Consider the following 24,863-nt stretch of genomic DNA (forward strand, 5'->3'; position numbering starts at 1 on the left):
CGAGGACATGACGAAGATCGTCAACCACTGGATCGGCGGCAAGACCGCCGAGGGCGCTTCGGGCACGTACGGGCCGGTCACCGACCCGGCGACCGGAGAGGTCACCACCAAGGTCGCCTTCGCGAGCGTCGAGGAGGTGGACGCCGCGGTCGCCGCCGCCAAGGACGCCTTCACGGCCTGGGGCCGCTCCTCGCTGGCCCAGCGCACCTCGATCCTCTTCCGGTTCCGGGCGCTGCTGGACGAGCGCCGCGACGACATCGCCGCGCTGATCACCGCCGAGCATGGCAAGGTGCACTCCGACGCGCTCGGCGAGGTCGCGCGCGGCCTGGAGATCGTCGACCTGGCCTGCGGGATCAGCGTGCAGCTCAAGGGCGAGCTGTCGACCCAGGTCGCCTCAGGGGTCGACGTGGCCGCGATCCGGCAGCCGCTCGGCGTGGTCGCGGGCATCACCCCGTTCAACTTCCCGGCGATGGTGCCGATGTGGATGTTCCCGCTGGCCATCGCCTGCGGCAACACCTTCGTGCTCAAGCCGTCGGAGAAGGACCCCTCGGCCGCCGTCCTGCTGGGCGAGCTGCTCGCCGAGGCCGGGCTGCCGGACGGCGTGTTCAACGTCGTGCACGGCGACAAGGTGGCCGTGGACCGCCTGCTGGAGCACCCGGACGTGAAGGCGGTGTCCTTCGTCGGCTCCACCCCGATCGCCCGCTACATCCACACCACCGCCTCCGCCAACGGCAAGCGGGTGCAGGCCCTCGGCGGCGCCAAGAACCACATGCTGGTGCTCCCCGACGCCGACCTCGACGCGGCCGCCGACGCCGCCGTGTCCGCCGCCTACGGCTCGGCGGGCGAGCGCTGCATGGCCATCTCGGCGGTCGTCGCGGTCGGTTCCATCGGCGACGAGCTGGTGCGGAAGATCCGCGAGCGCGCCGAGAAGATCAAGATCGGCCCCGGCAACGACCCCACCTCGGAGATGGGCCCGCTGATCACCAAGGTCCACCGCGACAAGGTCGCCTCCTATGTCTCCGGCGCCGCCGACGAGGGCGCCGAGGTCGTGCTCGACGGCACCGGCTACACCGTGGACGGCCATGAGAACGGCCACTGGATCGGCATCTCCCTGCTCGACAAGGTGCCGACCGGCGCCAAGGCGTACCAGGACGAGATCTTCGGCCCGGTGCTGTCCGTGCTCCGCGTCGACACCTACGAGGACGGCGTCGCCCTCATCAACGCCTCGCCCTTCGGCAACGGCACCGCGATCTTCACCCGCGACGGCGGCGCCGCCCGCCGCTTCCAGCTGGAGATCGAGGCGGGCATGGTCGGCGTCAACGTCCCCATCCCGGTCCCCGTCGGCTACCACTCCTTCGGCGGCTGGAAGGACTCCCTCTTCGGCGACCACCACATCTACGGCAACGACGGCACGCACTTCTACACCCGCGGCAAGGTCGTCACCACCCGCTGGCCCGACCCCGCCGACGCCCCGGCAGGCGTCGACCTGGGCTTCCCGCGCAACCACTGATCCGGGCGCGCATCCGGGCCCCGAGACAGCACCCGCTGCCTCGGGGCCCGGTCTTTTTTCGGCCACCGCCTGCGGTTCCCGTACGGGCGACAAGCGCACGGGCGCCTGCGAGATGCTGCCGTTTACGTCGCCGAAAGCGGCTGACAGCTGCGGATTCCGTAGGCGAACACCCATTGACGTGGCGGTTTTCGTCGGTGTTCCATGCAGCGCCGGGAGCGAGACGTACGACACACAGCGAGCCGCCGGAGGCGATACCGCTCCCGCCCGAGTCCTCACCGCACGAGTCGATCGGACGCCGCATGACCGACACGCTCCGCCCCGCCGAGCCCGCCAGTGCCGAAGAGAACGGCGACGGTCAGCGGAAACTCAAGCGCTCCATCGGTGTCGTCGGCGGCACCCTGCTGACCCTCTCGTGCGTGACGCCCGCCTCCACCCTCTTCGTGGTCGTGCCCGACCTCTTCGGCACCCTCGGCACCGCGACCGCCCTCACCATCGCCATCGGCTCCCTGCTCTGCGTCGCCGTCGCCTTCTGCTACGCCGAGCTGGGCACCCTCGTCCCCAGTGCGGGCGGCGAGTACGCGATGGTCTCCACCCTCGCCGGACGGCTGGCGGGCTGGCTGGTGTTCGTGCTCTCCCTGCTGGTCGTCGTGATCGTGCCGCCCGTCATCGCCATGGGCACCGCCGACTACCTCGCCCCCCTCGTCCACCTGGACCCCGCGCTCACCGGCGCCGCCGTCATGCTGCTCGCCACCCTCGCCGGGCTGCTCGACCTGCGCGCCAACGCCTGGATCACCGGCGTCTTCCTCGTCCTCGAGGTGATCGCCGCGGCCGTCGTCGCGGTGCTCGGCTTCTCCCACGCCCACCGGGGCGCCGGCAGCCTGGTGTCGATGCAGGTCGCCGGGGCCCACGGCGGCACCGACCCCGTCACCGCCGCGCTCGTCGTCTCCGGCCTCGCCATCGCCCTCTTCGTCACCCAGGGCTTCTCGACCGCCGTCTACCTCTCCGAGGAACTGGAGCACCCCCGCCGGGACGTCGCCCGTACCGTCCTCGCCACCCTCGCCATCTCCACCGTGATCATCCTGGTCCCGGTCGCCGCCATCACCCTCGGCGCCACCGACCTGGCCGAGCTGACCGGGGGCGACCTCAGCACCATGGTCACCGCCTGGTCCGACTCCGCCGTCGGAACCTTCGTCAGCCTCTGCGTCGCCCTGGCCATCGTCAACGCGGGCATCGTGATGGTCATCCAGAACTCCCGCGTCCTGTTCGCCTCCGCCCGCGACAAGGCGTGGCCCGCCCCGGTCAACAGCCTCCTGTCCCGGCTCGGCCGCTTCGGCTCGCCCTGGGTGGCCACCCTCGTCGTCGGCGTCCCCGGCGCGCTGCTCTGCTTCGTCGACCTGGACACCCTCTACGGCGTCACCGGGGTCTCCGTCACCGCCATGTACCTGCTCGTCGCCGTCGCCGCCCTGCTGGGCCGGCGCGACGCCCACCGGCACACCGCCGCCTGGCGGATGCCGCTGTGGCCCGCCGTGCCCGTCCTGCTCATCGCCGTCCTCGCCTACGTCCTCGTCCGGCAGGACCCCGCCTACCTGCTGTGGACCGGCGGCATCACCGCCGTCGCCACCCTCTACTGGGCCCTGTACCTGCGGCCCCGCCGCGACACCCACTGGCTGGTCTCGCTCCCCGAGGACACCCGGGACTGACCCGACTCCCGCTACAGCGCCCGCAGTACACCCGGGCGGGCGCCTACTCCCGAAGGAGGGGCGGAGGTTCAGCCCGGCGGCGCCCGCCCCCGGCCGGACCGGCCCGTACCGTTGGGCCATGGAACTGCGAGTGCCCCGGCTGCTGAACAGACCCCGGCGGGCGGCCGCCGCGGCGGCGGCCGCCCTGCTGCTGGCCGCCACCGGCACCTGGACGGCGACCGCCGCCGACACCCCCCGCGCCCACCGGAGCGACCGCGTTCTGACCATGGCGGACGGCACCCGCGTCGACACCTCCTACTTCACCTCCGGGGGCGGCGGGCGCAGGCCGGCCGTCCTGCTCGCCCACGGCTTCGGCGGCAGCAAGGACGACCTGCGCGCCCAGGCCGAGGACCTCGCCGGACACGGGTACGCCGTACTCACCTGGTCGGCACGCGGGTTCGGCCGCTCGGGCGGGAAGATCGGGCTCAACGACCCGGCGCACGAGGTCGAGGACGTCTCCCGGCTCGTCGACTGGCTGGCCGCCCGCCCCGAGGTCCGCCTCGACAAGCCCGGCGACCCGCGCGTCGGCATCGCGGGCGGCTCGTACGGCGGGGCCGTCTCCCTCCTCGCGGCCGGACACGACCCGCGCGTCGACGCCATCGCGCCCGCCGTCACCTACTGGAACCTCGCCGACGCCCTCTTCCCGGGCGGCGTGTTCAAGAAGCTGTGGACCGGGGTCTTCTTCAACTCCGGTGGCGGCTGCGGGCGGTTCGAGACCGAGCTGTGCGCGATGTACCAGCGCGTCGCCCAGTCCGGCGTCCCCGACGCCGACGCCCGAGCCCTGCTCCAGCGCCGCTCCCCGTCCGCCGTCGCCGGCCGGATCAAGGTCCCCACCCTGCTCTTCCAGGGCCAGACCGACTCCCTGTTCACCCTCGCCCAGTCCGACGCCGCCGAGCGCGCGATCCGGGCAAACGGCGCGCCCGTCAAGATCGACTGGATCTCGGGCGGCCACGACGGCGGAGACCTGGAGACCGGCCGCGTCCAGGGGCGGGTGCGCGACTGGTTCGACCACTACCTCAAGGGCGAGCCGGCCACCGGCACCGGGCCCGCCTTCCGGATCACCCGCACCGGCGGCGTCGACTCCACCGACGGCAGCACCCGCAGCCGGGGCGCCACCGCCGCCGCCTACCCCGGCCTGCGCTCCGACCCCCGCATCCTCGCCCTCGGCGGCCGCGAGCAGCGCGTCGCCAACCCGGCCGGCGCCAGCCCGCCCGCCGTCTCCGCCCTGCCCGGCCTCGGCGGAATCGGCGGCCTCGCCCAGCTCTCCGCCCTCGGCACCGGCGTCTCCCTCGACTTCCCCGGCCAGCACGCCGAGTTCGACGCGCGCCCCCAGCGCACCGCCCTGCGGATCACCGGCTCCCCGACCACCCGTATCCACGTGAAGTCCACCAGCGACGACGCGGTCCTCTTCGCCAAGCTCTACGACGTCGGCTCGAGCGGCGGCCAGGTGCTCCCGGGCCGGCTGGTGACCCCGCTCAGGATCACCGGCGCCAAGTCCGGCAAGGACGTCACCGTCACCCTGCCGCCCGTCGACCACGAGGTGCAGCAGGGCCACCACCTGCGTCTGGTCCTCGCCGCCACCGACCTCGGCTACGCCTCCCCGAACGCCCCCGCGACCTACACGGTCTCCGTCAAGGGCCCCCTGAGCGTGCCCACGGCCCCCGCCGTCACCACCGAGGCCGCCCCGCTGCCCGCCTGGGTCTGGTGGCTCCCCCTCGCCGGCGCCGCCGCCGCCCTCGCCCTCCTGCTCACCGTCCGCCGCCGCACCAGCGCCCCCGCCGCCGACCCCGAGCTGGCGGAAGTCCCACTGGCCATCACCGACTTGAGCAAGCGCTACGCCAAGTCCTCCGACCGGTACGCCGTACGCGACCTCTCCTTCCGCGTCGAGAAGGGCCAGGTCCTCGGCCTGCTCGGGCCCAACGGCGCGGGCAAGACCACCACCCTGCGCATGCTGATGGGCCTGATCCGCCCCGACGGCGGCGAGATCCGTGTCTTCGGCCACGCCATCCGCCCCGGCGCCCCCGTCCTCTCCCGCGTCGGCGCCTTCGTGGAGGGCGCCGGCTTCCTGCCCCACCTCACCGGCCGGGAGAACCTGGACCTGTACTGGCGTGCCACCGGCCGCCCGCCCGGGGACGCCCACCTGGACGAGGCCCTGGAGATCGCCGGACTCGGCGACGCCCTGGCCCGCGCGGTACGCACCTACTCCCAGGGCATGCGCCAGCGCCTCGCCCTCGCCCAGGCCATGCTGGGCCTGCCCGACCTGCTGATCCTGGACGAGCCCACCAATGGCCTCGACCCGCCCCAGATCCGCGAGATGCGCGAGGTGATGATCCGGTACGCGTCCGCCGGACGCACCGTCATCGTCTCCAGCCACCTCCTGGCCGAGGTCGAGCAGTCCTGCACCCACCTGGTCGTCATGGACCGGGGCCGGCTGGTCCAGGCGGGCCCGGTCCGCGACATCGTCGGCTCCGGCGACACCCTGCTCGTCGGCACCGGCGCCCCGGTCGCCGAACCGCTGGTGGAGAAGGTGGCCGCGCTGCCCGGCGTCGCCTCCGCCGTACGCGCCGAGGACGGGCTGCTGGTCCGGCTCGGACCCGGCGGCACGGCCGCGGAACTGGTCGTGGACCTGGTCCGCCTGGAGGTGCCCGTCGCCTCGGTCGGCCCGCACCGGCGTCTGGAGGACGCCTTCCTCACCCTGATCGGAGGCTCCGCGTGAGCACGCTCACCGAGAGCGCGGAGACGGCTCCCGGCTACCGCGCCTCCCGCACCCTGCCCGTACGCGTGGAACTCGTCCGCCAGCTCGGGCGGCGCCGCACCCTCGTCATGGGCGCGATCCTGGCCGCGCTGCCGCTGATCCTGGTGGCCGCGTTCGCGATCGGCGGCGACCCGGCCGGGCGGGGGCGCCGGATCACCCTGATGGACACGGCCACCGCGTCCGGCGCCAACTTCGCCGCCGTCAGCCTCTTCGTCTCGGCGGGCTTCCTGCTGGTGATCCCGGTCGCCCTGTTCTGCGGGGACACGGTCGCCTCCGAGGCCGGCTGGTCCTCGCTGCGCTACCTGCTGGCGGCGCCGGTGCCCAGGGCCCGCCTGCTGTGGTCCAAGCTGGTCGTGGGGCTGGGGACGAGCCTGGCCGCGATGATCCTGCTGCCCGTGGTGGCGCTGGCGGTGGGCACGGCCGCGTACGGCTGGGGTCCGCTGCTCGTGCCGACCGGCGGGGCGGTGGAGGCGGGCACCGCGGTCGGACGGCTGGCCGTGGTGGTGCTGTACCTCTTCGTCTCGCAACTGGTCACCGCCGGGCTCGCGTTCTGGCTCTCCACCCGGACGGACGCCCCGCTCGGCGCGGTGGGCGGCGCGGTCGGACTGACCATCGTCGGCAACGTCCTGGACGCGGTGACGGCCCTCGGCCACTGGCGGGACTTCCTTCCCGCGCACTGGCAGTACGCCTGGGCGGACGTCCTCCAGCCCCACGCGGAATGGGCCGGCATGGCGCAGGGCGCCTCGGTCTCGCTCGCCTACGCCCTGGTCCTGTTCGCCCTGGCCTTCCGCGGCTTCGCCCGCAAGGACATCGTGTCCTGACCCGGCCCTGGAAACGCGGGCGGCGGCCCACCGGAAGATCCGGTGGGCCGCCGTCGCGAGGGGCTTCGGTCAGCCGTTGCCGGCGCCGTTGCCGGAGAGGGCGGAGATGTCGTCCAGGATGTGCGACAGCGGCTCGTCGCCCTTGGCCTGGGTCGAGTTCTCGACGCACTGCTGGTTCTGCGGCGAGGACAGGACGGGGATGTCCTGGATGCCGACGTTGACCAGGGCCACCAGGGACTGGGCGTTGAGCTTCGCCGGCAGGCCGATGCAGGGCTTGTTCAGCGAACCCTGGACCAGAGCGAGCTGCGGGCTCATGTTGCCGTAGGTGGCGGAGTTGCCGAACGACTGCGAGGCGCCGTTGCCGCTGAAGGACGTGGTGCCCTGGTCGTCACCGATGGCGAGAGCCTGCGGGGCGGCAGCGCCCGCGAGACCGGCGACGGAGGCGGCGACGGCCGCGGTTGCCCACAGCTTCTTCATGTTGGTTCCCTTTCGAAAAGGCGGACTCCGGGGAGGAGCTGCGTGATCGTCAACGGGGAACCGGCCGCCGGGGTTGCGGTCTTTGACCCTATCGGGGCAGCGCAGTCCGATGAGTTCACAAGCGCCCCCCGCCGCCTCGCCACCTCGGACAACACGCACGGGCCGCCGGTCGTGCCGGCGGCCCGTGGGGCCGGACCCCGGGCGGGGTCCGGGAGAACTCGGAGGGTCAGTTGTTGCCGGCGCCGTTGCCGGACAGCGCGGAGATGTCGTTCAGGATGTGCGACAGCGGCTCGTCGCCCTTGGCCTGGGTCGAGTTCTCGACGCACTGCTGGTTCTGCGGCGAGGACAGGATCGGGATGTCCTGCACGCCGACGTTGAGCGCACCCACCAGGGACTGCAGGTTGAGCTTCGCGGGCAGGCCGATGCAGGGCTTGTTCAGGGAGCCCTGGATGAGCGCCATCTGCGGGCTCATGTTGCCGTAGGTGGCGGAGTTGCCGAACGACTGCGCGGCGTTGTTGCCACTGAAGGACGTGGTGCCGGTGTCGTTGCCGATGGCCAGGGCCGGCGAGGCGACGGCGGCCGAGACGCCGGCGGCGACCGCGGCGGCGGCCAGAACCTTCTTGATCACTTGCGGTTCCCTTCTGGAGAGACCCCGTCCATCGGGGGTGCACGGCACAACTGCCCGGCGCTGTGCGGGGTTGCTCCCCTTCACCCCAACGGCCGACGGGGCGCACGGGAAATCCGCCGCGCGCCGTCCGGGGAATTCCGTCTCCTCCGTGCACCGGGAGCGATCCGATCGGGTGACTTACCGCAACCATTCGATGTCACGCCGGTTGATGTCTCCGCAGGAACGAACGTCTTGGCGAGCAGCCAGGAAACGTCTTGGCGAGCAGCCAGGAAAGGAAAAGCGAAATGCTGAAGAAGGCAATGGCCGCGGCGGCGGTCGCCGCGTCCTTCGTGGGCGTGTCGGCGGCGGCGGCCCCTCAGGCGCTTGCCATCGGCAACGACACGGGCACCACGTCGTTCAGCGGCAACGGCGCCACGGAGGCGTTCGGCAACAACGTGACCAACGGCGACCTCAGCCCGCAGGCCACGCTGGTGCAGAGCTCCCTGAACAAGCTCTGCGTCGGCCTGCCGGTCAAGGCGAATGTCCAGTCGGTGCTGGCTCTGGTCAACGTCGGTGTCCAGGACATCCCCGTCCTGTCCTCCCCGCAGAACCAGCAGTGCGCCGAGAACTCCACCCAGGCGAAGAACGACGAGCCGCTCTCGCACGTGCTCGACGACATCTCCGTCCTCGCGGGCAACGGCGTCGCCAACAACTGACGCACGCTCAACCCCCGGGAAAACGCCCGGCGGCACGGGAGACCGTGCTGTCCGGGCGTTTTTCGCTGCCCTTTTCCGGGCCTTCGGGTTGCTCCGATCTGTCAATTCCCTGGGAGCGTTCGAGTGAATTGAAGGGCGACTCGCGTTCCGTAGTTTCTTCCGCCGTCTATCCCTCGTTCTACAGCCTGCCGGTCATGGTGCGAGCCGTTCAAGTTGTGCTCGCTCGGCTTCGGCCGTCACAGGGCATGACCGCAGAGAAGGGAAAGACCATGAAGAAGAGCGCTGCTGTCGTCGCCGGCGCCATCCTGGCTCTGGGTGGGGCGGCTCCCGCCTTCGCCGACGCGGGTGCCGAGGGTGCCGCGGTCGGTTCTCCGGGCGTGCTGTCCGGCAACGTGATCCAGGTCCCGATCCACATCCCGGTCAACGTCTGTGGCAACTCCATCGACGTGATCGGCCTGCTGAACCCGGCGTTCGGCAACGCCTGCGTCAACGACTGACGCACCACGCAAGGCACCAGCCCCACGGCTGCGTCGAGGCCGGCCCCGGAACCGTTGATCCATTTCGAATCCGCGTTCCGGGGCCGGCCTTCCCACTTCTTCGAGCAGGAAGACCACGAGATTGCGACAGACCCTGAGCAAGGGCATTGTCGTGGCCGCCGCCGCGACGGGTGTGCTGTCCTTGTACGTCAGTCAGGCGCTCGCCGATACGGGAGCGCACGGAGCCGCGCAGAGTTCTCCCGGCGCGCTGACCGGCAACACCGCCAAGATCCCGGTGCACATCCCCGTCGACATCTGCGGCAACACCGTCGACGTGGCGGCCGCGCTGAACCCGTCCCTCGCCGACGCCTGTGTCGACGCGGCGATGCCGAAGGCGCCCACCAAGACCCCGCCCTCGTCCTACGGTGACGACGACGAGCCCAGCACCCCGGTGAAGACCCCGCCCGCGTCGTACGGCCATGACGACGAGACCACACCGCCGCCGTCCTACGGCGACGACGAGCCGAGCGCCCCGGAGACCACCGCGCCCGCCTCGTACGGCGACGACGACGAGACGACACCCCCGCCGTCGTACGGCCACGACGACGAGACGACATCCCCGCCGTCGTACGGCCACGACGACGAGACGACACCCCCGCCGTCGTACGGCCACGACGACGAGACCACGCCGCCGCCGTCGTACGGCGACGACGACGAGACGACGCCCCCGCCCTACGGCGGCGAGGAGACCTCACCTCCGCCGACCGGGCACACCACGCCCCCGCCATACGGGGGTGAGGAAACGATTCCGCCCCCCTATGGCGGTGAGGAGACCACTCCACCTCCCTACGGCGGCGAGGAGACGACTCCGCCCCCGTACGGCGGCGAGGAGACCACGCCTCCGCCGACCGGGCACACCACGCCCCCGCCCGGCGGCCACACGACACCACCTCCCGGCGGGCACACCACGCCCCCTCCGTGGGACCACACCACACCGCCCCACCTTCCGGACACCGGAGGCGACTCACGCGCGATGTGGGTCACTTCGGCGGCCAGCGCCGCGCTGATCGCCGCCGGAGCCTTGCTGTACCGCCGCGGCCGGAGCACGTCCCGCCACCGGTGACCACCGGGTGCCGGACCCGAGCGCCCGGCACCCGGTGGTGACGGCGCCGTACCGCCACGGCGCCGTACCGCATCCTTTCGGGCCGCCTCCCCTCCGGCACCTCGCCACGCCGACGGGCCGGCCGCGGCCAGCCGAGCGGCCCCGCACCGACAACCCGGGCGGGGCCTTCGCCGTTGACCCACCCGGGGGCCCCGGCCACCCGCAAGCCGTAACCGCGCTGGCGGGCTCGCGGCGGATGTGACTGGGTGTCAGTGAAGGCGCCGTGCGCGGCGCGAGGGCAGGGACGGCGGAGGGAGGGGCCGACATGGCTCCACAGTGGCGCAGGACCCGGCGAGGACGGTCGTCCCTCATCGCCGCGGCGATCACGGTGTCGGTCGCCCTGGCCGCCCCCGGCTTCGCGGCGGGACCGCACCGGCCGGCCACGCGACCGGCCCCCGCGCCGACCGCGACCGCCGCGCCCCCGGTCCGCGGCCCGGGGCCCGACTTCGGCGCGTTCCTCGACTCCGGCCCGCTCGGCGTGGCCCGTATCTCCGGGCTCAGCCGCTGGCTCGGGGGTGCCGAACTGAAGGTCGCGCACACCTATCTGCCGGGCGGCCGCTGGCAGGACATCGAGGGCGAGCCCGGTTTCCTGGACGCCTGGGCCGACTGGCGGCGCGCGAAGCCCGACCGCACCCTCGTGCTCAACGTGCCCCTCCAGGAGCGCAACGAGGAGCAGGTGTCCGACGCCCAGGTGCGGGCGCTGCTGCGTCAGGCCGCCGACGGGCAGTTCGACCGGCACTTCCGCGCCCTGGCCGAGAGACTGGTCGGCCTCGGGGTGCCCGACACGGTGCTCGTGCTCGGCTGGGAGATGAACGGCATCACCTACACCCACCGCTGCGGGCCCGACCCCGAGGCGTGGAAGGCGTACTGGAAGCGCGTCGTCACCACCATGCGCGCGGTGCCGGGACAGCGGTTCCGATTCGACTTCGCGCCCAGCAGGGGCCGGGACGCGGTGCCGTGGACCGAGTGCTACCCGGGGGACGACACCGTCGACATCATCGGTATGGACTCCTACGACCAGCCCGCCGGGATGTCCTTCGACGAGCAGATCACCCAGCCCTACGGCCTCCAGGCCCACGTGGACTTCGCCAAGGCGCACGGCAAGCCGGTCTCGTACCCGGAGTGGGGGCTGTTCCGCAACGGCGACAACCCCGAGTACATGCGCCGGATGCTCGCCTGGATGGACGAGCACAAGCCGCTCTACAACACGCTCACCGACTACTGCCCGCACGGCGTGTGGCAGTGCCCGACGAATCCGAGAGCGGCCAGGGTGTACCGCTCGACGCTGTACGGCCGCACCGACCAGCCGACACCCACCCCGACCCCCACCACCCCCTCTCCCACCCCGACCCCCACGCCCACCCCGAGCCCGACGGCTTCCGGGCCCGTCCCGGAGCCCGACCCCGGTGCCTCCTCCGGGACCAAGGCACCCGCCGACTGCACCCGGCTGGCGCTGGGCGACTGGGTGGAGTTCTGGACCGGCGGCCGGATCTGCCTCCGGTTCGACCGCCTGCCGGACGCCGGCTAGCCGGGGCGCCGCTCGCCGAGACGGGCCAGCGCCGCCTTGCCGCGGCGCCGGGCCGCCGCGTCGTACCGCGCGGCCGACAGCAGCGGGGCCGTGCGGCGGCGGGCCAGGAGCAGACGGCCGCTGGGCGCCGGATCGGGGCGCCAGTGGTGCTTGTACGGTTCGTCGCCGCGCATCAGGCTCAGCGTGCCGTGGGCGCCCGCCGAGGTGTGGGCGGCGCACGCGTCCAGCAGCATCACGGCCACGTCCGCCTTGCGTTCGCGCAGCGAGGGATGGGCGCCGTAGAGGTAGCCGCCCGCGAGGCCCGGGGAGAGCAGGGTGAGGTCGACGGCGACCACCTCGGCGCCGATGCGGAACTCGGTCACCACCGCGTCCCCGGAGCGCACCATCGGCTCCACCGCGCGCGCCAGATGCTGCTGGAAGCGGGGCAGCAGATGCTCGGGCGTCACCCTCCGTCCCTGCCACTGGAGCCGGTGCAGCTCCAGCAGCCTGGTCACCGCGGCCCCCGCCTCACCGGGACCGGCCGTGCGCCGGTCCACCCCCAGCGAGGACAGCTTGCGCAGCTTGGCCCGCACCCGCTGCGCCTTGTTGGACGGCAGCCGGGCGAGCAGTTCGTCCATGGGCACCGGGGGCAGCTCCAGGCACAGGGAGTCCGGCAGCCGTCGGCGCGGGCCGGTCCAGCGCTCGTAGACCCGCTCGGCGGCGCCGCCGGGGCGTACCTCGCGCAGGTCGATCAGCGCGGTGCGGGCCGCCGTCCACAGGGCCCCGGTCAGGGCGTCGAGGGCGCGGCCGTCGTCGGCGTCGTCGAGCAGGACGTCGCCGTAGTCGGAGACCGTGCCGCCGAGCGGGACCAGCGCGGGCAGCGGATGCCGGGTCAGGGTCAGGGGCGCGGCGGCCAGCAGGTCGGGGCCCGAGCGGACCAGCAGGACCCGCAGCCCGCCCGGCCGGCCGTACGACAGCCACCAGGAGTGCAGCCAGGCGTGGCTCTGGAAGGGCGTCGCGGTGGCGCACCGCCGGTACAGACGCCCCCAGGCCGGCGCGAGCGCGGCGAACGCGGCCTCTTCGGTGACGATCTCGGTGGTGAGCGCGGGACGCGCGAACGGGGCCGGGCGCGCCGCGTACGTCGCCGTCATAGCCGACTGTGGGCGTCGGCGGCGAGGGCCGGGCCGGGCAGCGGGGCCGCCGGCACGGTGTCGGGCTCCTCGCGGCGGCCCGGCCGGACCAGCAGCGCGAGCCCGCCGAGCAGCCCGCCCGCGCCCGCGCCGACCAGCGTGGTCACCCCGGCCGACGCCGAGGACGGCTCGGCCGGCCGGACCGCGCGGGAGAACAGCAGCAGCTCGACGCCGGTGGCCTTCCTGCTCGCCGCCGCCTGCTCGGTCAGGGCGGTGGCGACCGCGTTGGCCATGGCGGCGGCCCGCGCGGCCTCGGTGGAGGTGGCGGAGACGGCGACCATCGGAGCGTCCGGCGAGGTGGCCGTGCGCACGCTCTCGCTCAGGGTCGCCACCGGCACCCCGGCCCGCACCTGCGCCTGGGCGAGCACCGCGGGCTGGGTGGCGACCCTGCCGTACGCCTGGGCGAAGCCGAGCGCGGTGGAGGTGTCGGAGCGCTCCGCGGGGACGGCGATGACATAGCTGGTCGCGGTGTACGCGGGCGGCTTCAGAAGGCCGTACCCGCCGCCGATCAGCCCGCCCGCCACGACCCCGGCGGCCACCAGCGACCAGGGCGGCAGGGAACGGGAGCCCGGCACACGGCCGGTGCGGTGGCGCCGGGTGGAGTTCTCGGTCATGAGGAGCTTTCTCCGTGAGGGTGTCGGGGCGAGGGGACGGGACGGGCGAGGGCGGACGCGTAGACGTCCATCAGCCGGGCGGCGCTGCGGGTGACGCAGTAGTGGCGGGCCGCCTCCGGGACGGCGCGGGTACCGGGTCCGGCGGCGCGGACCTCCGCGAGCGCGGCGGCGTACCGCTCGGCCCCGCCGCGTACGCGCACCGCCGCCGGGGCGGCTTCGGGCGGCAGGTCCTCGACGGCCGGGCAGGAGGCGTAGCGCACCGGGAGCCCCGCCGCGAGCGCCTCGACCACGGCCAGGCCGAACGCCTCCTCCGGGGACGGGGCGGCGACCACGTCCATCGCGGAGGTGAGCGAGGGCAGGTCCGGGCCGGGCGAGCCGTCGGGCAGCCCGGGGACCTCGCCGGTGAACACCACCCGGCCGGCCACCCCCGCCTCCGCCGCGCTCCGGCGCAGCGCGCCCTCCTCGGGGCCACCGCCCACCAGCAGCAGGCGGCAGTCGTCCGGGAGCCGGGCGAGGGCGTGCACCAGGATGTCGAAGCGTTTGCCGGGGGCCAGCCGGCCGATGCCGCCGATCACGAACGCGTCCTGCGGAACGCCCAGCCCGGCGCGCACCCGTTGCCGGCGTCCGGCGTCGAAGCGGAAGGGTCCGAGGTCGATGCCGTTGGGGACGACCGCGATACGCGGCTTCGGCACACCCCAGTCGGCCAGCCGGGCGGCGACCGTGGGGGAGACCGCGACCGTCGAGCGGCCCAGCCGCTCCCCGGCCAGATACAGCGCCCGCACCCCGAAGGTGAGCGGACGGCCCTCCATCTGCGAGTCGCCCAGGGAGTGTTCGGTGGCCACGACCGCGCGCACCCCGGCGAGCCGGGCCGCCAGCCTGCCGTACAGGCACGCCCGGTAGAGGTGGGTGTGGACCAGGTCGTAGCGGCCGCGCCGGATCAGCCGGGCCAGCCGGGGCAGCGCGGCCAGGTCCCGGTTGCCGCCCATGGCGAGGTCGGCCACCCGCACCCCGTCGGCCCGCAGCCCGGCGGCCACCGGGCCGGGGTTGGTCAGCGTGACCACGTCGCACTCGACGGGCAGATGGCGCAGCAGGAGCCGCAGCTGCTGCTCGGCGCCGCCCACCCCGAGGCCGGTGATGATGTGCAGCGCCCGCATCACAGCCCCGCCACGGGACGGCGGCGCAGCCGGTGCAGCCGGTACTTCAGGAACAGGCGCAGCGCGTTGTCGTTCTGCCCGATGTGCACGCGGGGCAGCACGTGCGGGCCGCTCAGCTCGCCGGGGTCGATGGCGCAGGCGTAGCGGTACCCGGCCGCGCGCACCGCGTCCACGGCCCGCTGGTCGACCGTGCCGTAGGGGTAGCAGAAGCCGTCCACCGGGGCGCCGGTCAGCTCGGTCAGCAGGGCGCGGCTCTCGGCGACCTCGGCGCGCAGCGTCGAGTCGTCGGCGGTGGTGAGGTCGACGTGGGTCAGCCCGTGGGAGCCGATCTCGACCCCGGCGCGGTGGGCCTCGCGCACGGCGTCGGCGGTGAGCAGCGGCTTGCGCGGGCCGAGCGGGTCCCAGGCGTTCTCCCCGCCCAGCCTGCCGGGCAGCACGAACAGGGTGGCCGTGCACTCCCAGCGGGTCAGCAGGGCCAGGGCGTCGGTGACGAAGTCGGTGTACCCGTCGTCGAAGGTCAGCCCGACCAGTCCGCGCCCGGCGCCCCGCGCGCGGGCGTCCAGCAGCTGACCGACCGACACGCCCCGCAGCCCCCGCCCGCGCAGCCAGCGCAACTGGCGCTCCAGCCGGGCCGGGGTGACGGTGACGCGGTACGGGTCGTCGGAGCAGTCGCCGACGGAGTGGTACATGGCGATCCACGGGACGGGACTTCCTCCGCCCGGACCCGTGGAGCCGGTGCGGACGGCGGACTCGGACTCAACGGAAGACGGCATGGGCGAGCCTTCGGGTGTGGGTGGTCACGGAACGGACGGCGGATGCGAAGCCCTGGGCGCCCAGGGCCCAGCCGAGGAGGACGAAGACGGTGGTCACGGTGAGGCCCCCGGCGGCGAGCCCGGCGAGCGGCCCGGCGGGCAGACTCGCCGCCCAGGCCCCGGCCAGGGCGGCCCCGAGCGCGGCGCCCGCCGGGCGGCTCAGCTCGCGCAGCACGCGCCGGGTGCGGATCGGCACCCCGCGCCGCCTGCCGTGCCGGGGGTCGCGCATCCCGGACAGCAGCAGGGCGGCGGTGAGGGTGATGCCGGTGGCGTTGGCGGCGGCGATGCCGGTGACGCCCCATGTGCCGACGGTGGCCGCGCCGATGGCGCAGGTGGCGAGCACGCCGGTGGTCATGGCGCCGAGCGGGTACCAGGTGGGGCGGCCCGCCGAGAAGTAGGAGCGGACCAGGACACCGGTCAGCGTCTGGCCCAGCAGGCCGACGGCGTACACCCGCATCACGCCCGCCGTCGCCGCCGTGTCCCCGGCGGTGAACGCGCCCCGCTGGAACAGGAGATGGACGATCTGGGGCGCGCAGGCCACGACCGCCGCCGTGCCGAGCAGCACCAGACCGGAGGCGACCGCGAGGTCCCGCTCCACCCGGACGCGGGCGCGCTCGGTGTCCCCCTCGGCCAGCGCCCGCGCGACCACCGGGAAGGTGATCGTGCACAGCATCATCGACATCGTCATGGGGATCTGCGCGATCTTCTGCGCGTAGTTCAGGTGGGAGATGGCCCCCGACGGCAGACTGGAGGCGAGGAACCGCTCGATCAGCACCTGCGACTGACGGCACAGCGCGAACAGCAGCACGGTCGCCATCAGCGGCAGGTCCACCGAGTGCGTCTTGGCCGAGGGGGCGGCCGGAGCCGTCTCCTCGGGTTGCCGGCCGCGTAATCTGGCCACCAGGAAAGGCAGTTGGGTGAGGACCATCAGCACCCCGCCCGCCGCGACCCCGAACGCCGCCGACCGCACCCCCCACAGGCCGCCGAGCGCGAACATCGCCGTGACGATGCCGGTGTTGTAGGCCACGTAGATCGCGGCCGGGGCCAGGAAGCGCCGGTGCGCGCGCAGAGCCGCGCTGAAGTACCCGGCGAGCCCGAAGGTGAGCACGCACGTCGAGGTGAGCCGGGTGCAGTCCACCGCGAGGGCCGGGTCGGGCAGGCCGGGCGCGAGGACCCGCACGAGCTGCGGCGCACCGGCCGCGAGCACCGCCCCCACCACCGTGAAGGCCAGCATCAGCCGGGGCAGCGTGCCCGCGACCAGGGCCCGTACCGGGTCCCCCGGAGCGCCCTGGTCGCGGCGGGCCAGCGCCACGCTGAACGCCGGGATCAGCGCGAACGCCAGCCCGTCCTCGATCAGCAGCGTGGCCGCGAACTCCGGCACCGTCCAGGCGACCAGGAACGCGTCGGTGTCCCGCCCCGCGCCGAACAGCCGGGCCAGCGACTGGTCCCGGACCAGACCGAGCAGGGCCCCGGCGGCCGACAGGGACGCGGTGAGCAGGGCGGCCCTGGCGAGGAACCGCCGTGTCACCGGGGCGTGTTCGGGCTCGGGCGGCGGAGGTTTCCAGTCGGTCGTCTCCGGCCCCGGCGCGGGCGTCAGCGTCATCGGGCCCGCCCGTCCGTCGCGGCGCCCACCAGCGCCCACCAGGCCACCAGACCGAGGCACACCGCGGTCAGCACGGTGGAGGGGCCGCCGATGTCCGCGTACGCGAAGTCCACGAGCTGCCACAGCAGCAGGCCGCAGCCGATCAGCGCGCAGTCCAGGCCCCGGCCCGTACGGCGGGCCGTCCGAAGGCCGCCGCGCAGGCCGAGCACCAGCAGGGCCAGCCAGCCGCCCGCGAGACACAGCAGCCCGATCAGCCCCTGCTCGGCGAGGACCAGCAGATACATGTTGTGCGGGGACAGCAGCGGCTGCCTGCGGAAGCCGACGCCCGCGCCCTCGGTGTCGCTGCCCGAGGACAGCGCGAGCGAGGCGTGGCTGTCCCGGTACTCCGGGAAGCCCTTCAACCCGACCCCGGTCAGCGGGTGTTCGCGCCACATGCCGGTGGCGGCCGCCCACATCGTGTACCGGTCGGTGACCGACTGGTCGGGGGCGTCGGCGACCTTGGTGATGCTGTCGATCCGCTCCTGGAGCATCGACGTGCCCACCCCGAGGCCGCCCACCAGCACCACGCCGGCCGCGACCACGGCCGCGCCCACCTTCAGCGCCCGCCGCACCCCGGCCAGCAGCAGCTGCGCGGTGAGGGTGACGCCGGTCGCGATCCACGCGCCCCGGCTGAAGGAGAGCGCCAGCGGCACCAGCAGAGCCAGCGCGCACCCGGCCGCGACCGCCCGCCCGCGCACCGGTCCCCGGCCCAGCGCCAGTCCCACCGCGCACAGCAGCCCGAACGCCACCACGGTGGCCATGCCCATCACGTCGTACGGCCCGAAGGTGCCGACCGCGCGGATCATCCGGCCCTGGTACGAGGCACCGGTCCCGGTGGCGTACTGCTTCACGCCGACCCCGCCCTGCCACAGCGCCAGCCCCACCAGCGCCCAGGCCAGCAGCCGGAAGTCCCGGCGGTCGCGGATCAGGAGGAGCACGGCGGCCGGGACCAGGACGAAGACCTGGAGGTAGCGGCCGAGTCCGGCGACCCCGGCGCCCGGGGAGGCGGCGCCCATCGCGGCGAGCGCCGCCCCGGCCACGGGCAGCCCCAGCACCAGCGCGGACCGCGCGGTCAGCGGGCGGGCCCGCTCCCGCAGCAGCCGCACCGCACACGCGCCGACGACCAGCGCCGACGCCGCGTCGGCCGGGCCCGCGCCGCCCCCCTCGCTGGAGGAGAGGGGCAGCGCGAGCAGCACGAGCACGGCGAGCACCGGCAGCACCGGGGACCAGTGCCGCGGGCGGCCGAGCGGCAGCACGAGGCTCATCCGTCAGCTCCCGGTCGAGCGCACGACGGCCGCCGCGGTGCGCAGCAGGATGCAGACGTCCTGCCACAGCGACCAGTTGTCGATGTAGGCGTTGTCGTAGCGGGCCCGGTCCTCGATCGAGGTGTCCCCGCGCAGTCCGCTGACCTGCGCCAGACCCGTGATGCCCACACGCATCCGGTGCCGGGCCGCGTAGCCGGGGTAGCACTGGCTGAACTGGGTCACGAAGTACGGGCGTTCGGGGCGCGGGCCGACCAGGCTCATGTCACCCCGGAAGACGTTCCACAGCTGGAGCAGCTCGTCCAGCGAGGTCCGGCGCATGAACCGGCAGAACGGGTTCATCCGCCCCTCGTCCGCCACGCTCCACCGGGTCGCCGACTCCCGCTCGTCCACCGGGCGGTAGGTGCGGAACTTCAGCAGGGTGAAGGGGCGGCCGTCCTGGCCGATGCGCTCCTGCCGGAACACCACACCCGGCCCCTGGCTGAACCGCAGCACCAGCGCGCAGCCCAGCAGCAGCGGCGCGGCCAGCACCAGCAGGGCGCCCGACACCCCGAGATCCAGCAACCGCTTGCCGACGCTGCCGCGCCGCCGGGTGCCGAGGTCGAGACGGCGCACCGAGAACCCGGCGAGCTGCTCGCGCATCTCGTACGCGGGGCAGTCCGCGTCCATCTCCCACACCGTGCAGCCCGATTCGGCCAGTGCCCGCAGCAGCGGGCCCTTCTCGGTGCGCACGGCGGGGTCGACGGTGAGCACGGTGCCCACGCCGTTCTGGATGAGCGCCCGCTCCACCTGCTCGCCCAGGGTCAGCACGGGGAGCCCGGCGCTGCCGTCCGGGTGGTCGGTGACGACGCCGACGGGACGTACCCCGCACTCCGGCTGCCGCAGCAGCGCGGCCGCCACCCGCTGGGCCGTCGCGGCGGGGCCGATCACCAGCGCCGTGCTCGGCTGCCGCAGCCGCAGCACCCGGCGCCGCCGGTGCACCAGCGCCCGGCCCGCCGGGGCCGCCGCCGCGTGCACCGCCCAGCCGGACAGCAGCGCGGCCGGGGACAGGGGATGAGCCGGGTCCTGGGCGGCGGCCAGCGCGGCGAGCGCCAGCCAGCCGACCGCGATCCGGCCCCAGACGGAGGGGAGTTCGTCCAGCGTGCCGGCCGCCGTCCGCGCCGGGCGCGGCCGCAGCAGCAGGGCGGCACCGAGCAGCGCCACGACGAGGAACGGCCGCCGCACGGACACGTCCAGCGCGGCCGCGCCCGCGAGCGCCGCCGCGAGGTCGGCGGTGAGCAGCGGCACCGGTGAGAGGGCGGGGGTGTGCGGGCGCCGCGCGGGGAACCGGAACCCCGGGACGGGCCGGACGGCGCTTCCCGCGTAGCCGGACTCCATGCCGGAGGCGCTGGGGGAGGGGACGATGCTTTCCGCGGTCACGGGTGGGTCGACTCCCTGCACTCAAAGGACACGGACGGCCGGGGGCCGAGGAGGTCGCGGTAGACGCCGGCGATCCGCTCGGCGGTCAGTCGCACGTCGTGCGTGGCCACGACGTGCCGGCGGCCCAGGGCGCCGAGTTCGGCGCGCAGCGGCGCGTCCGACAGCAGCCCGGTGACGGCGGCGGCCAGCGCGGCCGGGTCCTCGGGCGGCACCAGGCAGCGCCCGGCGAGTTCCGGCGGCAGGCTCTCCCGGGCGCCGTCGACATCGCCGAGCACGACGGGCCGCGCGCAGGCCAGCGCCTCCAGCGGGGCGAGCGCCATGCCCTCCCAGCGGGACGGCAGCACCACCAGGTCGGCGGCCCGGTACCAGGGCCGCACGTCGGCGACGTCGCCCGCGAACAGCACGCCGGGCAGGGCCCGCCGTCCGAGCGCCTCCCGGTCCGGTCCGTCGCCGACCAGCGCGAGCCGGGCCTCCGGCAGCACGCGCAGCACCCGCTCCCACGCGGCCAGCAGCACGTCCTGGCCCTTCTGCCGGCACAGCCGCCCCACGCACACCACCAGCGGACCGGACCCGAGCGCCGCCGGCAGCCCGGCGCGGGCCGCCGCGGCGGGCGCGGGGGAGTGGTGGTCGAGGTCGATGCCGTTGCGGACCACGGTGTACGAGGCGCGCACCCCGGCGCGCACGCCGGTCGTACGCTCCGCTTCGCTCACGCAGACCACCCGCTCGGCCCAGCGGGCGGCGAACCGCTCCCAGCGCAGGGCGAACGCGGCGGTGGCCCCGCCGACGGCCTCGAAGGACCAGGCGTGCGGCTGGAACACGGTCGGCACCCGGCCGCGCAGCGCGAGCCGGGCGGCGAGTCCGGCCTTGGCGCTGTGCGCGTGCACCAGTGCGGGCCCCACCTCCCGGACCAGGCGGGCCAGCCGCCGCACCTCGCCGGGGAGCGTGGGGCCCGGGGACCGGGTGGCCCGCCAGAGCCGCACCTCGGCGCCTATCTCCTGGGCCTCCGAGGCCAGCCGCCCGCCCGGGCAGGCGATCACGACGCGTACGCCCGCCGTGAGCTGGGCCCGTGCCAGGTCGAGGACGACCCGCGCGACACCGCCGTCGACGGGCTGCGCGAGATGCAGGACCCGTTCTCGGGCGTCGGGAACTGGCTGGTGCATGGGCGGGGTACCTCGCTCACAGGGGCGCTCGGATCTGGTCGGGACCGCGCCGCGCTGCCGGGCGTCCTCCGCGGTGAGGAGCACACCGGCCCTCGCCGCGTCCTGGTGGGGAACGAGCAGGTGGCCCGGCTGGTCACCCCCGGCGGCGCGTGGCGCGGCCGAGATCGGCCCGCCTCGGGCGTCCGCCCGGACGGCATGGCGTAGAGCGCCTGGCGCGGGCCCGGTACACGGACCGAGGCGCACGGCGTGCGCTCCGGTACGTCGCCCGCAGGACCCGCGCACGGCCACTTCCGCGCGCCCGGCGTACGACGGCGCGGCACGGTGCCTCCCGGAAGCGTGTGCCGGTGACCGCCGCGCACGGCGTCCGGACCTGGTCGGAGGAGAGGGCCGCGACTCTAGTGAGCGCGGGGGTCCGCGCGGCGCAGCGACGCGAACGGACGGCACCGGGCCCGGCGGCCGCCGTTCAGATCACCCCTTTGGCGGCACAACCACTCGGGGCGGCACGCGTTGACACAGCGTCGGGCAGCCCGCCCGGATGTTTGTCTCGAAATTTCAAGGAGCACCTCTCCATGTCGCGTATCGCGAAGGGTCTGGTCCTGACCTCCGCCGCCGTGGCGGCCGTCGCCGGCGGCGCCGGTATCGCCTCCGCCGACTCCGGCGCGCAGGCCGTCGCGGCGAACTCGCCGGGCGTCCTCTCGGGCAACGTCGTCCAGGTCCCGGTCCACGTGCCGGTCAACGTCTGCGGCAACACCATCGACGTCATCGGCCTGCTGAACCCGGCCTTCGGCAACACCTGCGTCAACGACTGAGGTCGTCACGCACCCTCGGCCCGGCCGTCCGCACGCGCGTACCGCGCGAGTGGGCGGCCGGGCCGCTTTTCCGTGTGGCCGCCCCCTGCGACCGCCTCTTGCGTCAGGGGGATCTCATATGTCTTGTGCGCACAGGGTTTCCGGCCCGGCCCCGACTCGTTGTACACGGCGTCGGACATCCCCTGGGGCGACGCGAGTTGCCGAGGAGAGGAACATCATGAAGTCCCTGAAGGCCGCCGCCGTCCTGGCCGGTTCCGTCGCCCTCGCCGGCGTCGCCGCCCCCGCGTTCGCCTACTCCGGCGACCTGACGCCCAGCAGCGTCAACGGTGCCGTCGACCAGATCGCCAAGGGCGGCCTGACGGTGCGTGACGTGATGCCGCTGCAGCACCAGTCGGACGCGCTGAACACCGAGAACAAGGACTCCGTCCTCAGCACCGTCAAGGGCGCCACCACCGCCCTGAACTCGCACAACCCGCTGCTCGGCGGTCTGCCCCTGCAGAGCTGAGCCCCGGTGGCAGGAGGGCCGGTCCGCGCCGCGCGGACCGGCCCTCCTGCCGTGTTCGAGGCGGGCGTCCCCCGATCGTGTGGAGCACCTCCCGGCAGTCCCCCGGACGAGTGAGCGGCCCCCCGTCCGGGCCCCGGCCCGTGGATAGGGTCGCGCGGTGACCTCAACCACAAGCGAAGCCTTCCGCGCCGCGGACCTCGGCACCCTCGTCGTCCTGGCCTGGAGCGGCGAGGCCCCCGACGGCATGGACATGCCCTACCTGCTGGCGTACTCCCTCGGCGACGCCGAGGGCGGACCGGAGGCCACCACGGCCGCCGTCGCCCAACTGCTCGCCATGAACGGCCTGTCCATCGGCTCCGTCGTCGACGGCGCCGCCCGGCCGAGCCTGCCCGTCTCCCTGCTCGTCGAGGCCGGACAGGCCGTCGTCCGGCTGCCCCAGCTGGTCGCCCAGGCCGTCGCCCCGCCCGAGTGGCTCGACGCCGTCGCCCGGCGCGGCCACGCCTACCTCGTCTTCACCACCCGCCCCTGGCCCGAGGGCCGCCCCGGGGTCGAGGTCGACCCCGCCGCGCTGGCCGAGTTCGCCGGCGCCGACGAGACCCTCACCGCCGCCGTCCACGTCATGCTGCCCGCCCGCAGTCTGCGCGGCTGACCCCGGTCCGCCTACCCGGATGGCCTCCGGGCGGTGACCCCGGGCCCCTCGGCACGGTTACCGATGTCGACAGCCTTACTGCGGACTAGGGAGTGAGTGATGGTCGTCGGTGCCGGCGGTGTGGCCGTGGGAACGGAACGGCAGGTCAGAGAGGGCGCGGACAGACCGTCACGGCGGGAGGTGGCCCGCGGGGTGCTGGCCTCGGCCGCCGCGCTGGCGCTGGCCCCGGTGGTCGCCGCCTCCCGGCCGCTGCCCCCGGCCCGGGGCCCGGAGGGCGACTCCTTCGACGAGACCTACCGGGGCCACCGCATCCAGGGCTCCCTGGTCCCGGCCGACGCGCGCCGCACGGCCGTCGGCGGGGACGAGGGCGAGTGGCGGGTCAGCGTCGACGGACGCCCGCTGCACCTGATGCGCCGCGCCGACGGCACCTGGATGAGCATGGTCGACCACTACACCTCGTACGCCACCCCGCTGGCGGCGGCCCGTGCCGCCGTGGACGAGATCGGCCCCGGCGAGCGGCTGCGCGAGCTGGCGCCCGGCCCGGTCGGCGGCGGGCACGCGGGACACGGGGCGGGGGGCATGCATGGCGTACGTGCGTAAGAACGCCGCCACGCTCACCGCGACCGAGCGGAAGCGCTTCGTCAACGCCCTGCTGGAGGTGAAACGGCGCGGCGAGTACGACGAATTCGTCCGCCTGCACATCGACTACTACACGGCGGACGGCGAGAAGGGCCTGCGCGCCGCCCACATGGCCCCCTCCTTCCTGCCCTGGCACCGCCGTTTCCTGCTGGACCTGGAGCGGTCCCTGCGCCGCGTCGACTCCTCGGTGACCGTGCCGTACTGGGACTGGACCCGCGACCGCACCGCCGCCTCGGTGCCCTGGACGAAGGACCTCCTCGGCGGCAACGGACGCAAGAGCGACCGTCAGGTGACGACCGGGCCGTTCGCCCACGCCGCCGGACACTGGAACCTCAAGGTCGGCGTCACCGACGGCAAGTACCTCACCCGCGACCTCGGGCGCGCCGCCGCCCCCCTCCAACTGCCCACCAGGAGCGACCTGCAGAGGGCCCTGGACGACCCGGCGTACGACGTCGCCCCCTGGGACTCGACCGTCACCCGGGGCTTCCGCAACAAGCTGGAAGGCTGGGGGACCGGCGGCGGCAGCGCCTCCTGGCACAACCACAACCGGGTGCACCGCTGGGTGGGCGGCGCGATGGTCGGCGGCGCCTCCGTCAACGACCCGGTGTTCTGGCTGCACCACGCCTTCGTCGACTACCAGTGGTACCGCTGGCAGCGGGCGCACAAGACCCACCGCTACCTGCCGGCCACCCAGCCCGGGCCCGGCGACAAGCAGCGCGGCCGGGTCGTCGCCCGGTTCGACAAGATGCCGCCGTGGAACGTCACCCCGGACTCGCTGGACGACGTGAGCGGGATCTACCGCTACGCCTGAGGCGGCCGGACAGGCCGGACAGGCCGGACAGGCCGAGCGGGCATGCGAAGAGCCCCGGCGCTCAGGGGGCCGGGGCTCTTCGCGGGGGGTGAGGCTCAGTTGCCGTAACCGTAGTCGGGCGTCTCCTGGATCGGCTGCTCGGGCTCCGGCTCGGTCTCACCGACGTTGGCGCAGGTGTTGCCGAAGGCCGGGTTCAGCAGGCCGACCACGTTGATGGTGTTCCCGCACAGGTTGACGGGGATGTTGACCGGAACCTGGACGACGTTGCCGGAGCCCACACCGGGCGAGCCGACGGCCGCGGCCCCGGCGTTCGCGTCGGCCAGCGCCAGACCGGCGCCACCGATCATCACGGCACCGGTACCGAGGGCCACGACGGCTGCCTTCGCCATGCGAGACATGACGTTCTCCTTTGTAGCTCGGGGGAGTG

24 protein-coding genes are annotated in these 24,863 nt (G+C 74.3%); 13 read left to right on the plus strand and 11 right to left on the minus strand.

The features are described from left to right. The first annotated feature begins 7 nt into the window (after positions 1-7). The 4 genes from mmsA (at position 8) to ABZ898_RS08715 (ending at position 6,825) form a co-directional block, all read left to right on the plus strand. Positions 8-1,510 carry a CoA-acylating methylmalonate-semialdehyde dehydrogenase gene (gene mmsA / locus ABZ898_RS08700; protein ID WP_361654426.1) on the plus strand — a complete coding sequence of 501 codons (1,503 nt, stop codon included), beginning with the start codon at positions 8-10 and terminating at the stop codon, positions 1,508-1,510. 299 nt (positions 1,511-1,809) lie between these two features. Next, positions 1,810-3,210, plus strand: coding sequence for an APC family permease (locus ABZ898_RS08705; RefSeq protein WP_361654429.1), 1,401 nt, complete (start codon positions 1,810-1,812; stop codon positions 3,208-3,210). Positions 3,211-3,328: 118 nt separating this feature from the next. Next, complete coding sequence (locus ABZ898_RS08710) at positions 3,329-5,965, plus strand: alpha/beta fold hydrolase (RefSeq protein WP_361654432.1); 2,637 nt, start codon at positions 3,329-3,331, stop codon at positions 5,963-5,965. Continuing rightward, positions 5,962-6,825, plus strand: a complete 864-nt coding sequence (locus ABZ898_RS08715) for an ABC transporter permease (RefSeq protein ID WP_361654435.1) — start codon at positions 5,962-5,964, stop codon at positions 6,823-6,825. Before ABZ898_RS08710 ends, ABZ898_RS08715 begins: the two co-directional genes overlap by 4 nt. A gap of 69 nt (positions 6,826-6,894) precedes the next feature. On the opposite strand, the gene ABZ898_RS08720 is transcribed toward ABZ898_RS08715, so the two are convergent. Together ABZ898_RS08720 and ABZ898_RS08725 are read right to left on the minus strand one after the other, a co-directional pair. Further along, positions 6,895-7,302, minus strand: coding sequence for a rodlin (locus ABZ898_RS08720; protein ID WP_361654438.1), 408 nt, complete (start codon positions 7,300-7,302; stop codon positions 6,895-6,897). Between the two features lie 226 nt (positions 7,303-7,528). After that, positions 7,529-7,930 (minus strand): rodlin, encoded by a 402-nt coding sequence (locus ABZ898_RS08725; RefSeq protein WP_361654441.1) that lies wholly within the window; start codon positions 7,928-7,930, stop codon positions 7,529-7,531. 284 nt (positions 7,931-8,214) lie between these two features. Here ABZ898_RS08725 and ABZ898_RS08730 point away from each other — a divergent pair, with 284 nt between their 5' ends. From ABZ898_RS08730 to ABZ898_RS08745, 4 genes are all read left to right on the plus strand, one after another. Continuing rightward, positions 8,215-8,625, plus strand: a complete 411-nt coding sequence (locus tag ABZ898_RS08730; RefSeq protein ID WP_361654444.1) for a rodlin — start codon at positions 8,215-8,217, stop codon at positions 8,623-8,625. Positions 8,626-8,894: 269 nt separating this feature from the next. Next, positions 8,895-9,122, plus strand: coding sequence for a chaplin ChpD (gene chpD, locus ABZ898_RS08735; protein WP_130333422.1), 228 nt, complete (start codon positions 8,895-8,897; stop codon positions 9,120-9,122). A gap of 121 nt (positions 9,123-9,243) precedes the next feature. Beyond that, positions 9,244-10,224: a chaplin family protein gene (locus ABZ898_RS08740; protein ID WP_361654447.1), complete on the plus strand. Its 981-nt coding sequence runs from the start codon at positions 9,244-9,246 to the stop codon at positions 10,222-10,224. 304 nt (positions 10,225-10,528) lie between these two features. Beyond that, positions 10,529-11,791, plus strand: coding sequence for a glycosyl hydrolase (locus ABZ898_RS08745; protein WP_361654450.1), 1,263 nt, complete (start codon positions 10,529-10,531; stop codon positions 11,789-11,791). Here ABZ898_RS08745 and ABZ898_RS08750 read toward each other — a convergent pair. The 8 genes from ABZ898_RS08750 to ABZ898_RS08785 all read right to left on the minus strand — a co-directional run bounded on the left by ABZ898_RS08750 (position 11,788) and on the right by ABZ898_RS08785 (position 21,023). Further along, complete coding sequence (locus tag ABZ898_RS08750) at positions 11,788-12,921, minus strand: GNAT family N-acetyltransferase (protein WP_361654453.1); 1,134 nt, start codon at positions 12,919-12,921, stop codon at positions 11,788-11,790. The genes ABZ898_RS08745 and ABZ898_RS08750 overlap by 4 nt on opposite strands. After that, positions 12,918-13,574 (minus strand): lipopolysaccharide biosynthesis protein, encoded by a 657-nt coding sequence (locus ABZ898_RS08755; RefSeq protein ID WP_361654456.1) that lies wholly within the window; start codon positions 13,572-13,574, stop codon positions 12,918-12,920. The genes ABZ898_RS08750 and ABZ898_RS08755 overlap by 4 nt, the downstream gene beginning before the upstream one ends. Continuing rightward, positions 13,571-14,728 carry a glycosyltransferase gene (locus ABZ898_RS08760; RefSeq protein ID WP_361654459.1) on the minus strand — a complete coding sequence of 386 codons (1,158 nt, stop codon included), beginning with the start codon at positions 14,726-14,728 and terminating at the stop codon, positions 13,571-13,573. Before ABZ898_RS08760 ends, ABZ898_RS08755 begins: the two co-directional genes overlap by 4 nt. Further along, positions 14,728-15,417 (minus strand): polysaccharide deacetylase family protein, encoded by a 690-nt coding sequence (locus ABZ898_RS08765; RefSeq protein ID WP_361654709.1) that lies wholly within the window; start codon positions 15,415-15,417, stop codon positions 14,728-14,730. The genes ABZ898_RS08760 and ABZ898_RS08765 overlap by 1 nt, the downstream gene beginning before the upstream one ends. 67 nt (positions 15,418-15,484) lie before the next feature. Continuing rightward, the gene (locus ABZ898_RS08770) at positions 15,485-17,143 is read right to left on the minus strand and encodes a lipid II flippase MurJ (RefSeq protein WP_361654462.1); all 1,659 of its coding nucleotides are present in this window, start codon (positions 17,141-17,143) and stop codon (positions 15,485-15,487) included. Then, on the minus strand, positions 17,140-18,447 hold the full coding sequence (locus ABZ898_RS08775) for an O-antigen ligase family protein (protein WP_361654465.1): 1,308 nt from the start codon (positions 18,445-18,447) through the stop codon (positions 17,140-17,142). The genes ABZ898_RS08770 and ABZ898_RS08775 overlap by 4 nt, the downstream gene beginning before the upstream one ends. A 3-nt stretch (positions 18,448-18,450) precedes the next feature. After that, a complete protein-coding gene (locus tag ABZ898_RS08780; protein ID WP_361654711.1) occupies positions 18,451-19,821 on the minus strand; it encodes an exopolysaccharide biosynthesis polyprenyl glycosylphosphotransferase in 1,371 nt (456 codons plus the stop codon). A 38-nt stretch (positions 19,822-19,859) separates the two neighbouring features. After that, the gene (locus ABZ898_RS08785; protein WP_361654468.1) at positions 19,860-21,023 is read right to left on the minus strand and encodes a glycosyltransferase; all 1,164 of its coding nucleotides are present in this window, start codon (positions 21,021-21,023) and stop codon (positions 19,860-19,862) included. A 569-nt stretch (positions 21,024-21,592) separates the two neighbouring features. On the opposite strand from ABZ898_RS08785, the gene chpG reads away from it, so the two are divergent. The 5 genes from chpG to ABZ898_RS08810 all read left to right on the plus strand — a co-directional run bounded on the left by chpG (position 21,593) and on the right by ABZ898_RS08810 (position 24,436). Then, positions 21,593-21,832 carry a chaplin ChpG gene (gene chpG / locus ABZ898_RS08790; protein ID WP_361654470.1) on the plus strand — a complete coding sequence of 80 codons (240 nt, stop codon included), beginning with the start codon at positions 21,593-21,595 and terminating at the stop codon, positions 21,830-21,832. Positions 21,833-22,049: 217 nt separating this feature from the next. Continuing rightward, positions 22,050-22,337: a hypothetical protein gene (locus tag ABZ898_RS08795; RefSeq protein ID WP_161149687.1), complete on the plus strand. Its 288-nt coding sequence runs from the start codon at positions 22,050-22,052 to the stop codon at positions 22,335-22,337. Between the two features lie 157 nt (positions 22,338-22,494). Continuing rightward, positions 22,495-22,986 carry a DUF5949 family protein gene (locus ABZ898_RS08800; protein WP_361654472.1) on the plus strand — a complete coding sequence of 164 codons (492 nt, stop codon included), beginning with the start codon at positions 22,495-22,497 and terminating at the stop codon, positions 22,984-22,986. Between the two features lie 99 nt (positions 22,987-23,085). Further along, the gene (locus ABZ898_RS08805; protein WP_361654475.1) at positions 23,086-23,586 is read left to right on the plus strand and encodes a tyrosinase family oxidase copper chaperone; all 501 of its coding nucleotides are present in this window, start codon (positions 23,086-23,088) and stop codon (positions 23,584-23,586) included. After that, positions 23,570-24,436, plus strand: coding sequence for a tyrosinase family protein (locus tag ABZ898_RS08810; protein WP_361654478.1), 867 nt, complete (start codon positions 23,570-23,572; stop codon positions 24,434-24,436). Before ABZ898_RS08805 ends, ABZ898_RS08810 begins: the two co-directional genes overlap by 17 nt. Positions 24,437-24,531: 95 nt before the next feature. Here ABZ898_RS08810 and ABZ898_RS08815 read toward each other — a convergent pair whose 3' ends face one another. Then, positions 24,532-24,834 (minus strand): chaplin, encoded by a 303-nt coding sequence (locus ABZ898_RS08815; RefSeq protein ID WP_361654481.1) that lies wholly within the window; start codon positions 24,832-24,834, stop codon positions 24,532-24,534. Positions 24,835-24,863: the final 29 nt, after the last annotated feature.

Origin of the sequence: Streptomyces sp. NPDC046860, from assembly GCF_040645115.1 — a bacterium.
Lineage (GTDB): Bacteria > Actinomycetota > Actinomycetes > Streptomycetales > Streptomycetaceae > Streptomyces.